The 13011-nt window shown below is 53.9% G+C and carries 8 protein-coding genes; 3 read left to right on the top strand and 5 right to left on the bottom strand.

Going from position 1 to position 13011, the window contains the following annotated elements:
* Positions 1-4 precede the first annotated feature (4 nt).
* Genes bcsC through bcsR form a run of 5 tightly spaced genes read right to left on the bottom strand, consistent with a single transcriptional unit; the run spans position 5 to position 9374 of the window.
* On the bottom strand, positions 5-3460 hold the full coding sequence (gene bcsC / locus RIN69_RS00530; RefSeq protein WP_313857844.1) for a cellulose synthase complex outer membrane protein BcsC: 3456 nt from the start codon (positions 3458-3460) through the stop codon (positions 5-7).
* A gap of 44 nt (positions 3461-3504) precedes the next feature.
* Positions 3505-5832: a cellulose biosynthesis cyclic di-GMP-binding regulatory protein BcsB gene (gene bcsB, locus RIN69_RS00525; RefSeq protein ID WP_313854844.1), complete on the bottom strand. Its 2328-nt coding sequence runs from the start codon at positions 5830-5832 to the stop codon at positions 3505-3507.
* 10 nt (positions 5833-5842) lie between these two features.
* Positions 5843-8437, bottom strand: a complete 2595-nt coding sequence (bcsA, locus tag RIN69_RS00520; RefSeq protein ID WP_313854843.1) for a UDP-forming cellulose synthase catalytic subunit — start codon at positions 8435-8437, stop codon at positions 5843-5845.
* Complete coding sequence (bcsQ, locus tag RIN69_RS00515) at positions 8434-9165, bottom strand: cellulose biosynthesis protein BcsQ (RefSeq protein ID WP_313854842.1); 732 nt, start codon at positions 9163-9165, stop codon at positions 8434-8436. The genes bcsA and bcsQ overlap by 4 nt, the downstream gene beginning before the upstream one ends.
* Positions 9165-9374: a cellulose biosynthesis protein BcsR gene (gene bcsR / locus RIN69_RS00510; protein WP_313854840.1), complete on the bottom strand. Its 210-nt coding sequence runs from the start codon at positions 9372-9374 to the stop codon at positions 9165-9167. The genes bcsQ and bcsR overlap by 1 nt, the downstream gene beginning before the upstream one ends.
* 165 nt (positions 9375-9539) lie before the next feature.
* Between bcsR and bcsE the strand changes: the two genes are divergently transcribed.
* Genes bcsE through bcsG form a run of 3 tightly spaced genes read left to right on the top strand, consistent with a single transcriptional unit; the run spans position 9540 to position 12939 of the window.
* Positions 9540-11093 carry a cellulose biosynthesis protein BcsE gene (gene bcsE / locus RIN69_RS00505; RefSeq protein WP_313854839.1) on the top strand — a complete coding sequence of 518 codons (1554 nt, stop codon included), beginning with the start codon at positions 9540-9542 and terminating at the stop codon, positions 11091-11093.
* Entirely contained in the window at positions 11090-11281 is a 192-nt protein-coding gene (bcsF, locus tag RIN69_RS00500; protein WP_313854838.1) for a cellulose biosynthesis protein BcsF, read from the top strand. The genes bcsE and bcsF overlap by 4 nt, the downstream gene beginning before the upstream one ends.
* Positions 11278-12939 carry a cellulose biosynthesis protein BcsG gene (gene bcsG / locus RIN69_RS00495; RefSeq protein WP_313854837.1) on the top strand — a complete coding sequence of 554 codons (1662 nt, stop codon included), beginning with the start codon at positions 11278-11280 and terminating at the stop codon, positions 12937-12939. Before bcsF ends, bcsG begins: the two co-directional genes overlap by 4 nt.
* The last annotated feature ends 72 nt before the right edge of the window (positions 12940-13011 follow it).

The following is a 13011-nucleotide window of genomic DNA, read 5'->3' as shown; positions in this document are numbered from 1 at the left end:
CATACTATTTAAAATCGGCATAGGGCGTCAGCGGTTGTGGCGGCATATCCAGATCGCCTTCCCAACCTGCCAGCGAGTATCGCAGATAGAGCAGCCCGTGGCTGGGGGTATAATCTTTTGCCTGCTGAATATCAATGCCAACACCCAGCGTCCAGTGCGCGGTTAATCGCCGCTCTACCAGCGCGTGCAACGTGTAGCCCACTCCACCACCGGAACTGTCGGATGAGATCGGATTCGCCGTGGTCTGAAAACCCGGGTTAACCGGATAGCGCGCCTGCGCTTTGGTGGTTGAGTGTGACCATGACACTGAACCGCCCAGTTCATACGACCAGTTTTCGCTACGCTGACGCCAGGTCAACGGCACCGCCAACGAGAAATAACTTTGCGGACTGTAGTAACCGCCCTGACCAAATGCGTAGTCACTCAGGTCTTTCTGGTAATGCCACAGCATGCTGTTAAGACCCATCGTGGCGCGACGGTTATTTTCATTAATGAGCTTATAGTAGTAGCCCGCCATCAATCTTTCACGTGAGTTGTTCGCCACGTTTTTACCGGTGATTTGGTGCGCGCTAAGATCCGCCCATACGCCATGCGCGCCGCCCCGATCGTAACTCATACCGATGCTGCCACCGGTGGCGACCACCCCGCCCCAACTGCGGCCTCCTTCAATACTCGGATCGCGAGCGCCAGCAAAAGAGAGTAGCGAGCTGGCAATTGGACGTCGTGAAGCCGTAAATGACAAACCGATATCTCTGTAGTCGGTATCCCAGCTGACGCCCCCCACCCAGTTCACCACCTCAAAACCGACTGGCGTGGTGCCAATATCGGCGGACCAGCGATCGTTGCGCCAGCCAATCGCCGGAGCCGTGCCTTCGGCACGCTGTTTCAGATCGCGGCTACAGCCATTGGTATTGTTGTCAGCGCAGCTGCCGAACACGTCGCGATGAGACCCGTCAGTGGTAGAGAAACTGCCTGCCGAAGCGGCAACATGATCCAGCCGCAGAAAACCTTTGCCATCGGCCAACGGTGTTTCCGCTTCAAACATGGTGGTGTGGGCGGTAAAGTCAGAAATTCCGCCGGTTCCTTTATTACGTGAATAATCCTGCTCCAGCGTCAGCGTGGTGTCCTGCTGGCGATACAGATCGGCGGCATCGCTGCGTATGCCACGTTTCAGCCAGTCATCACGCGCGTCATTGCGCATTAGCCGGGTGAATTCATTATTATCCGGCGGAAGTTGCCGGGTGATACCGCTGGCAACCATCGCCTGACGATAATCATCCAGTGCTATCTGCGGCTGGCGCTGTTCAGTTTCCAGCCGCGCCGCGTCGCGAAATACCAGCGCACTGCTTTGCGACGGCATCTCTTTAGCCGCACGCGCTTTCAGGCCGTGATACAGCGTGGCTGCACGCTGAGTTTCACCGACGCTCTGCCAGGCACTGGCAACCCGACGTTCAGTGTTACTGCTTTCGGCTACTGCCTCTGGCGGCAGCGATTGCAACGCGCTACGTGCCTCGGCACTGCGCTTCAGCGCCACCAGCGCATCAATTCGTCCCAGCGCGGCATCATTGTCTTGCGGTAGCCGGGTGAGAACCTGCTGATAACCCTGCAACGCCTGAGCGGCGTTGCCGCGCGCCAGCGCCCAGTCCGCCAGCGTATTATCACGGCGCGCCGAGAATGGCTGCTGCTGTAACAGCGCAATCGCTGAGGCTTCATCGCCTGCGTCACGCAATGCACTGGCACGCTCAAACACTTTGTCCTGCTCCAGTCGCCCGGCAAGACTGACAATATCTTCGTCCCATTGCGCTCTGGGCAGAGTACTGAGCTGCGCCAGAGCCCGATCGCGCCGATCGCTGCCCGAGAGATACAGCCCGTAAGCATAAACCTGCGCCGGATCGTCAGCACGCTTACTCGCCATTGCCGCCATCAGCCGATCCGCCTGCTGCAGTTGCCCTGACTCACGCAAAGCGCCAGCCAGACGATAGTTAAGCCAGACGTCATCCGGCGCATCGCGCTGTGCCCGACGGTATTTCTCCGCCGCCTGCGCCCAGTTGCCCTGCGCGGCCAGCGCATCCGCTTCCGCCCGTTGCGCATCGCTGCGCAGGTCATTAAGCGTATTGCCCAGCGCACGTTGCTGGCCGGGTGTCAGCCGGTTAATAAAATCGATCGCCTTTTGTGGCGATTGCTGCTGATACAGCGCCGCCAGACGACGAGTCGCGGTACTGTTGCCCGGCTCAAGCCGCAAGGCATGAAGAAACTGCTGTTCAGCACTGGCGTTATTTTTATTCGCCAGCGCCACGTCTCCAAGGCCAATCAGCGCATAGCTGTCGCTGTTATCCAGCGTACGTGCCAGCTGATACTGGTGCTGTGCTGCGGTAATATCGCCCTTCGCCAGCGCCTTATCGCCTTTATCAATTGCCAGCCAATAGCGATTCGATGTCAGCAAACTACGCCATTTACCGATACGGGTACTTTGCTGGCCCGCCTGAATCGCGCGTTCAAAATAGCCAATCGCGCTAGCCCGACGATTAGCGCGCGATTGCGCCTGTCCCATGGCACCAAGCAGTTCGGCATCGTCCGGCCTGGCCTTTAGCGCCGCCTGTAATGCAGGAATCGCCGCCGCGCCTGCTCCTCTGTCCACTAACGAAAGCCCACGCTCACGCTGGCGAAATATCGGATCGGCCAGCAATTTTTGTCGACGCTCCAGCTCCTGTTGGCCATTGCGCTGCGCATCTCCGCCAGTAAACGTCTCCAGATACCGCTTCAGTTCGGCGACACTGCTCTCGGTAACCGCCTGCGACTGAATTTTTGCCAGCCATAGCGCTCCCGCCGACTCACGGCCTGCCGGGTCCTGCGCCACTTTTTTCAGCTCAACAATGGCCTGATTGTTTTTGTTGTTCTCCAGCTGCATCCGGGCAATCTGTAATCGCAGGCCGGAATTACCCGGATACTGCTGATCCAACGCCTGTAGCTGAGCTAACGCCTGCGGCTGCTGGCCGTCTATGCGTGCCACCAGCCGCCAGTATTCCAGCGCGATATCGACGCCCGGAAACTGGCGGTTAAAGAGTTTGTCGTAAGCGGCTTGCGCCTCTTCAAGATGACCCGCCGTCGCCAGTAAACGGGCTTGCTGCAACTGCTGGCGTCCGTCCGGGGTGATCAGCAGCATACTGGCAGCCGACTGCTTTGCCGCCTGAGAATCTGCGGCGGTTTTATTCAGCTGTTCCATCAGGCGCTGAGCTTTGGCCTGATCGCCCTGACGCAGCGCCAGCCGCAGCTGCGCGGCCAGCACTTCAGGATTATCCGGATCGATTTTTTGCAGCCGGTAAAGCGACTGCGTCACCAGATCGAATTTATTGGTGGCTTCACCAATACGTATTTGCTGCAGCAACCACGTTACCGGTGCCACTTCGTGTGACACGGGTGTCTCTGCCGCCACCGCAGCAATTGGGCCAAACAAAGCCATGCCGGGCAGTATCAGGCCCAGCCACGGCAGCGCTTTAATGGCCACTATTTATCATCCTCATCGCCAAAGCGGCGGCGGCTGACCAGCCTCATCACCCGCCAGATCAGCAGGGCAAACAGCACGACGACGATCACCGCGAATACCGCCAGCCATACCGGATGTGTTGCCAGTGCATTCCACACTCGCTCCCACCACGGCAGATAGCCGACGTAGTAATTATCCCCTACGCGCAGGCTGTTTACTCCGGATTCGCGCACAATCGCCACCGTACCGAAAATCGCCGCGCGCTTACCGGTATCCAGCAGCGCATTATTGAGTAATTGCCAGCCACGCGAACTGTCGGCCAGCAATGCAATGACGCTACGCTGTTCGTCAAACGGTGACTGAAAGCCAACAATCGCCGCCAGCGGACCGCTGGAACTGATCGCCGTATGGCTCTCTGCTTTACGGTCGCTGTCGGAAACATCGCTGTTATCGCCCGTCGTTCGACGATTCGGCGTGTTTACCCAACTTTTCGCCGCCTCAACCAGCAAATTGATCTTCGTATCATCACGCAGATTCTCCGGGATCGTGCCGATCATCAGCAGATCGGCATCACTTCCCTGCGCCTTATTCCAGTCATCGGTCAGTTGGATTTTCAGCGCCGGATAACCGGTCTGCGCACCCACCGTCCCGAGCGCATTCAGCAGAGTACTGATTTGCTCCGCGGAAGGCTGCGGACTCATCAGTACCAGCGTCTGCGACAGATCGGTATAACGGCTGAAAGGGAAACCAGCGTTAGCAAAGGCACGCAGTGAGGGCATCTCGATATAGTGGCGATAGCCTGAGAAATCCACCGTCGATGTACCGTCAATCACCACATGATTACCAACCGGCGTCACCGTTTCGCAGCGGCCATCACTGGTGCCGCCGATAAAGGTGGTGGCGTAATCAAAATCAAACCGCATCTGATTCACCACACCAAGCCGTAACGCGGGGATGGTCAACGCGGTATTGCTATCCTGAAGCCCCTGAATCAGCGGGATATGCAAAAACTGCTTACCCTTATCCTCTTTTGCCAGCAACGGATAATCCTGAATAAACTGATTGTTCAGGTGAATCGCCAGACGCGAACCGTCGTTATTCTGCAACGGCGAAGTGTAGCGATAGTGGATGTCCATATTGATGCCACGCGCCCGCACCAGGAACAGATCGGGTGGCAAATTCATATTAAGCACTATCGGAGCAGGTTGAAGGCCGTCGGACTGCAGCTGAGTTTCATAAGCCTTCAACTCGGCAAAGGTGGTCGGACGATCGGTTCGTACCCAGCGAGGCGCATCATAGGGCTGCCGCGCCTGTAATGATTTCACACTATCAACAGCCGATGTCTGACCCCGCAGCAGCACCTCACCTTGCGCAATCCCTTGTACTGCGGTGATCAGGTCCTGGTCATCACGCCCGAGTATCAGCAACATTTTCTGATAAGGATTATCCGGCTGGCTGACGATCTCTACGGTTGGTTTCTGCACCGCAGGATAATCCTTCAAAAAATCTGGCCGCTTATTATTGGTGGCAAATACCACCGCATGCTGCTGCTGCGGCAGCTGGTTGTACAGCACCGGATAGGACTGGCCGCGCCAGTCTGCCTGCACGCCAAACCACGATGCCAGTACCGCCGCAGCCTGCTGCGCAGCGAGATCCGGCGCGCTGGCGAATATCATCGGCAGCGTCAACGGACGGTTATCGCGGGCATCAAAAAAGGGCTCCGGGAAGTGCGAAAGGTCATTTTTCAGCGGCAATTTTTGCAATGTCAGGTCGAGCGAGCTGTCTTTACCGATATCCAGCCAGATCGAGCTATATGCCGGGTTTTCACAGACGTTGGTGTAATGCCCCACCAGCTCCATTCGGATCTGATTGAAGTCACCAATAAATCGCGGATCGATATTGATCTGCACATGATTATCTTTTCCCAGCTGATCTGTCGTCAGCGTTACCAGCCCGACTAACTCATCATTCAGATAAATTTTCAGATGCGATAACGTCGGAATCAGTGCCGGAGAGGGACGAAAGTGAAGATTCAGCAGCGCCCTGGTGACCACTTCGTCACTGCGCACGCCAAATTCAATCTGCCCCTGAGGTCGAACGCCGCGCAGGTTAAACGTTCCGGGCGGGGGCGCAACTTTGCTGAATGGCAGCACCACATCGCGTAACGGCGCAGCAGGATCGACCGGCATCGGCGCAAAATCGGCGGTCGGGGCATCACTGTTTAGCGGCATGACCGATGGCGATGCCGTCTCTTGTGTCTGCAGCGGAACAATTCCTTCAGGAGCCGCCTGGCACAGCGGCATCGAACCCATCAGCATTGCGGTAAACCAGCTTAATTTTCTCATCATAGTGTCATCATCATGTAGTGAGTTTCGCCGGGCTTCTTGGGAAAAACGAGGCGATCCAGAGAATAAAAGTGGTCAATAGCCTGAACAGACGACGCACGCCTGTTGGCCCATATTCCGCCAGACGGATATAGCCTTTGAATCCCAGCAACATAATGTCGGTCAGACTCTGAATAGGCTTATCTTCCGGAAAACCGTCCTGCCACAACGCCCAGGTATCCGCCCGGGCGAAAGTGCACTGAATAAATTCGATATTCTGTTTAGTGGTTAACTCTTTCAGGCTGATCCCTGCTCGCCTGCCAAACACGCGCTGTACATAGCAAGGGAAGCTGAACTCCTGCTGACCACGTTTAAGCAGCAGAAAAATCTGCTCGTTATCCTTCAGCATTCCCTCTTCACGCAATTCAATACCGACACTGGCGTCGGAGTAGTCACGCAGGGTACAGGGCAACATATGTCCGTCGGCACGCATCACCGCCGCCGGCATCGCAATTTCTACCCGGTGAGATTCCCGGATCTGACGCGCCTCGACGGAAACCGCCACTGCGCCGCCGAGAATAATCATGTTGTAAAAAACCCAGAGTAAACTGACCAGTACGGTCAGCATTTCGGTTTCTGGCCCATAGCTAAAACGCCAGATAGCGGCAAAAACGCCGGCAAGATTGAGCAGTACCAAAAAGATATAGGGCCGGGTAATCACCCAGTCGAGATGCTGACTCTCAACCAGCCCGCCTTTGGCGGTGACGTTAAATTTGCCTTTATGCGGATTAAACAGCGCCACTGTGGTGGGCCGGGCGATATACCAGGCCAGCACGGTTTCATAGATATCACTCCAGAAAGAGTGGCGATAACGCCCCTGAATACGTGAGTTGGTAAGGCTGGTATGAATCATATGCGGCAGCACAAAAATGGCGATGGCCAGCGCTGGCGCGAAAATGATGTAGGCATGGCACAGCAGAAAAGCCAGCGGTGCCAGCAGGAAGATCAGCCGCGGAATACCGGAAAGAAAATGCAGCATGGCATTGGCATAACAGAGCCGCTGTACCAGCTTCAGCCCCTTGCCGAACAGCGGATTATCCAGCCGGAAAATTTGCGCCATACCGCGCGCCCAACGAATACGCTGACCGATATGCGCCGATAAACTCTCGGTGGCCAGCCCGGCCGCCTGCGGAATGCGGATATAGGCTGAGGTGTAGCCTTTGCGGTGCATACGCAGCGAGGTATGCGCGTCCTCGGTTACGGTTTCCACCGCAATCCCACCAACCTCGTCCAGTGCTTTACGTTTTATAACGGCACAGGAACCACAGAAAAAGGTGGCATCCCAGACGTCATTACCATCCTGCACCAGACCATAAAATAGCGTGCCTTCGTTCGGCGTACGGCGAAAACGGCCCAGATTACGCTCGAAAGGATCGGGGGAAAAAAAGTGATGCGGCGTCTGCATCATCGCCAGTTCGGGCTCTTTTATAAACCAGCCCATGGTCATTTGCAGGAAAGAGCGGGTTGGCACATGGTCACAGTCAAAAATCGCCAGATATTCGCTACGACAAGCCACGCGCAGCGCATGATTAATATTGCCTGCTTTGGCATGTTCATGGGTGCTGCGCGCGAGGTAATTGATGCCAACGCTGTCGGCAAACTGGCGAAACTCCGGGCGATTACCATCATCAAGCAAATAGATACAGATTTTATCCTGCGGCCAGTCAATACCCAGCGCGGCATAAATCGTCGGCTTCACCACGCTGAGCGGTTCGTTATAGGTCGGGATTAACAGATCCACCGTTGGCCAGCTGGCGATATCTTTCGGTAACGAAACCGGCTGACGATTAAGCGGCCACAGGGTCTGAAAATAGCCAAGAATCAGTACCACCCATGAGAAGGTCTCAGCGGCTATCAGCATCAGGCCAAAGGTCAGGCTGAGTGGATCATCCCAGTTCAGCGTGGCGGTGTAGCGCCACCACAAATAGCGACAGGAGACCGTCAGCGACAGCACGATCAGCATAGTGGTTGATAAACGCCCCGGGATCCGACGCACGACCATCGCCACCGACCACAACAACACCACGAATATAAACTGAGTAAACAGGTCAAAAGGCTGGGAGATGCATAATATCGCCAGCAAAGTACCAATAGTGGCACAGACGCCATACAACAGCTTACGCACCCCTGGACTAAGCTGTTCCAGCCTTTTCTCCGTGCGCGCTTGCAGGTTTTTTTTCGCCGCACGTTTAGGCAGGTTATCGAGCCACAGATTAAAGCGCTGACGCCATTGATATAGCGAATGGAATGCATTGAAGCGCTGGCGCTGACTGCGGGTTGAAGCATCCACCGGCAGAAACAGAATTAGCCACAGGCTTTGTACCAGATACCGCAGCGCATCAGCCGGGCGCGGGCGCTCAGGAGAAATCTGCGGATAAAATAAAAGTCGCTGGTCGATAATTTTTTGCCACGCCGGCGTCTCTAAACGCAACAGCGACCAGCTGAGAATAATCCACAAACAGTGAATCGAGGCGGCAAATCGGCTGACGCCATTGCGCCGCCAGCCACTATATCGCTGACTCAGTGCCTGTCTGGCGGGCGGTATTAACAACCAGCGTAGCGGGTTCATTTTCGCGCCTCAGCGAGATTGATCAATAACCAATTGGCCAGCGTGGTGATCTCCTCCGCTGCCAGGCTCTCGGGGCGATATTCACCCGTCGGTTGTTTTACCAGTAATGCTTCTGCCATCGCTTCATCACGATGAATAACAACCGGAATCAGCCTGTCCAGCGTGCTGAGCCATAGCTGTTGCAGATCCTGTTGTGACTGACTGTTAGCATTAAAATTATTGATCAAAAATAGTGTGTTACTGCCTGGCTGCCGTTGATGCAGATGAATATGGCAGTTGGCATCAGCCGTGATCACACTGATAACACGATCGGCGTGGGCCAGAATTTGTCGCGACCAGCGGTTTTGTTGCGCCGGAACATCCAGCAGCAACCAGCGATAGTCGGTTTTTAGATCGGTAAGATGTTGTAACCACGACAGTAAAATATCGATACCGCCCGCCTCCAGCGTCTCACACTCCCGTTCGCTGAGGGTGCCAAAAGGCACCAAATCCAGGCCTGGCAAATAACGTAATGCGCTCTGCTGCCAGTCGTCACTGTCCAGCGCGCCCCGCATCCAGCCACGTGTCAGCCCGACTGGCGCATTGAAATGCAACGCCAGTTGATTGCTGCTGGAAAAGTCCATCGCCAGCACTTCCTCACCCAACTGATTAAAAGCCCAGGCCAACGCGGCGGTGACTGAACTGGCTCCCGTACCGCCGCGAAGCCCCTGCAGTGCGATAATCGGCATTATTGACGATTCTCCTGAGTGTCGGGAAAGAACTCCTGCAACAATGACCAGCGCGAAAGTATATTTTCGAGACGCTCGTCTCTGGCAATGTCAATATAGTGGAATGCGTTTAAAGAGAATGCCTCGCTCAGCGCGCTGATATCATCATGCTGCCCGCTGGCGTTGGCCACAACAGAAATGGCTATATCACTTTTATCATCGATCGCCATGAAAACCCGCCTTTTTTCTTGCGGTTAATATACGGCTAAGCCATTTGGCTCATAAAAATGTGACGGCTTATTTAGTGCTATACAATATTTTTAAATTACAGTTAGTGCCAGAGGTTCCTTTCTATAATACAGTAGTCCTGGCTTACCAACTTTGCGAAACATCACATGACGCTATCATATACGCTTGGTATTGATCAGTTGCAGTGCGAGTTAATGCTAATGCAGCCGCCGGGTTGCTATTGGATAACCGCCGATCGCCAGCCAGATGCCCGTTTGCTGGCACGGCAGGTTATTGCCGCGCAACAGGCATTAACCCTGATAAGCAACGCCGACAGGCCGCAGGATTTATTAACGCCTGCGCCCGCTGGCATTACGCAAAAAATCCCGATGTACTCACTGCCCGCAACACGTAAGGCTCTGATAAATATTGATGAAGATCTGTCACGTGCGTTAGCGCCCCGGCCAGGGCTGATCCTACTTTATACCTCATATTCGTCCTGGCAAACGTTAACTACCACCGAAATCTCATCATGGCTTAAAAAAATTACCCGATTGTTAATCACGAAACAATCCACGCTATTAATTATTTCCTCCGGTGCAGGTATTAATAACCTGCGAAACCAGTTACAAGGTTTTTTTCGCTATCTGGATGGCACTTCACATCTGGAATGGCAACAGGACAGCTGGAATTACAGAATTAACTGGTGGTGTAATGGCAATCAGCTTATGGCCGACCGTGCTGTTCGCCTGGGCATTAAAGATGAGATTTATCTGTTAATTAATGATGACGAACAGAGCAGACCACTGACGCTGGATGATGAGAATAGTTTCATTGCAGAAAAGCATGTTTTAGAAGGTGCACCGCCTTTATCACATCAGTGGCTTATTTTTGAAAATAATGACGCCGTTTATTCCCGCGCGCAGCAGGCCAGCTCAGCGACGGTTATTTTTAGCCTCAGTAACAATCAACAAATTAATACTCTGGCACAGAGTATTCACAGCCTGCGTCGGGCGCGTGGCAGCGCGATGAAGATTGTGGTGCGTGAACTGGAAACCAGCTTGCGTTACAGCGATGAACGATTACTGCTGGCCTGTGGCGCCAACAATGTAGTGCCTTTTGATACCACGCTTTCGAAATTTCTGACCACGCTTGAAGGCCTGCAGGGTCAACGCTATCTTCGTCATGTTCCGGCCGATCTGTCCCGGTTACTGGCGTCAATGCAGCCACTGCATGAAAAGGGCTATCTGCCAATGGAACGTTTCTGCGACGCGGTGACGTTACTGATCGGTAATACTCAGCTGCCCGAAGATGGTAAGGGGTTGTTAGTCGCGCTGCGCCCGGTGCCGGAATTGCAGACCGACCAGGCGTTAACATTGTGTAAGCCAAGACGTTATGGCGATCTGGTCACCATCATAAACGACCGACTCTACCTGTTTCTTTCTTCCTGCCGCTTTAACGATCTTGATACTGCTTTAAAATCTATTTTTCGCCTGCCTCATAATGAAATTTTCTCCAATCGGCTTATTTGGTATGAAGATCTGCAAATCTTGTCAGAAGTGAGGCAAATTAAGGGGCTGATCCCCACCGCATGGCGTGATGTTAAGCCGGTGAGTGAGGCAGATAAAGTGATTGATAAACAGGATAAAAAACCTGTTTCACGCCGCGTGCCTCAGCCCATTACTCTGGGTGTCGGCACCCGCCAGGCTAGCCAAAAATGAACATCATGGACGCGGTGCAGATTCTGATATTACTGCTGATAATTTTGCTAATTTTAAAGCCATTTTATACCCGCTGGTTACCAGCAACATGGCACCGTATTATCCATCGCATTATGCCGCCACGCCACCTGAAGTATGAGGGGACGTGGCATCGAAAATCCTCAAACAACAATGAGGATAAATCATGAGTGATCCGAAAAGGCCATACCGTTCCTCTCCCTCGCTGTGGGCCTGCTGGCGCGGTCTTGAAGGCTGGAACTTCTATTTTCTGCTGAAATTCGCGCTGCTGTGGTTCGGTTATCTCAATTTTCATCCGTTAAGTAACCTGGTTTTTCTCGCCTGGTTGCTGTTTCCAGTTCGCTCTCTGCGCCTGCATCGCATTCGCCACTGGATTTCAATTCCCATTGGTTTTGCTTTGTTCTGGCACGATACCTGGCTGCCAGGCATTGCCAGCATAATCAGTCAGGGAGGGCAGCTGTCTGGCTTCTCCTTCGACTATATTGTTGATTTACTGAATCGCTTTATTAACTGGCAAATGGTGGGTTCCGCCTTTGTGCTGCTGGTTATTTATCTGTTTATTTCACAATGGATTCGCGTCACGGTGATCGTCACGCTGCTGCTGCTGTGGATTAACCTGGTGAATATTGCCGGGCCAGCGTTCTCTTTATTGCCAGATAAAATCGCGACGCCAGCAGTGTTGTCAGACAACCAGACGCCGGAAAAACCGCAAGCGGCATCGCAAAATGTGCTCGATCAGTCAGCACCGCCGACCAGCGCTAACCTGACGGCGTATCTCAATCGCTTTTATGACGAAGAGAAAAAGCGCGTCAGCCATTTTCCGCAAACGCTGCCGCCAGACTCGGCGCCGTTTGATCTGCTGGTTATTAACATCTGTTCACTTGCCTGGTCAGATATTGACGCGGTGCAGCTGCGCGATCATCCGTTATGGAAGCATTTTGATATTCTGTTTAATAACTATAACTCGGCGACCGCTTACAGCGGCCCGGCAGGGATTCGCCTGCTGCGTGCCAGCTGCGGACAGAGCTCACATCACGATCTCTATCAGCCAGCTGACAGCCAGTGCTATATGTTCGATAACCTGGCGAAGCTGGGCTTTAAAACTGAGCTGATGATGGATCACACCGGCGAGTTTGGTGGCTATCTGGATAATCTGCGCAAAGACGGTGATATGCAGGCGCCGTTGATGTCGCTGGCGGGCATTGATCCTGAACTGACCTCATTTGATGGCACACCGGTATTCAGTAATGCCGAGCTGATGCGACGCTGGCTCGATAATCGCCAGAAAAGCAGCGATACGCGCAGTGCCACTTTCTACAATCTGATTCCACTGCATGACGGCACGCGTGAACTCGGCAGCACCAAAACGGCGCCATATCTGCCACGGGCCAAGGCATTATTTGACCAACTGGACACCTTTTTTACCAATCTGGATAAATCAGGCCGTCGGGTGATGGTGGTGGTGGTGCCTGAGCATGGTGCAGCGGTGGTGGGCGATAAAATGCAGATGTCTGGTTTGCGTGATATTCCCAGCCCGAGCATTACCCACGTGCCGGTGGGAATTAAGTTTGTCGGCATGAAAGCACACCATCAGGATCAGCCGCTGAGCGTTAATACGCCAACCAGTTTGTTAGCGCTTTCCGACCTGATTTCCCGGGCAGTGGATGGCAAAGTGTTTAACGCCGCCAATGTTAATATGTCGGCGCTAATCGAAAATCTGCCGCAGACGCCGGTGGTGTCGGAAAATGATAATGCCGTGGTAATGATGTATCAGGGCAAGCCATGGATTCGACTGAATGGCGGGGATTGGGTCGCTTATCCGCAATAGCAGCACAGCCACCTCGTCGGTGCTTAAGCCAATTTTTCGGCCATCGCACTACGGGGTGGATGCCAGCGGCAG

Origin of the sequence: Winslowiella toletana (assembly GCF_032164335.1) — a bacterium.
Taxonomy (GTDB): domain Bacteria; phylum Pseudomonadota; class Gammaproteobacteria; order Enterobacterales; family Enterobacteriaceae; genus Erwinia; species Erwinia toletana_A.
Note: the sequence above shows the minus strand (reverse complement) of the source record. Positions and strands in the feature narration are given on the sequence as shown.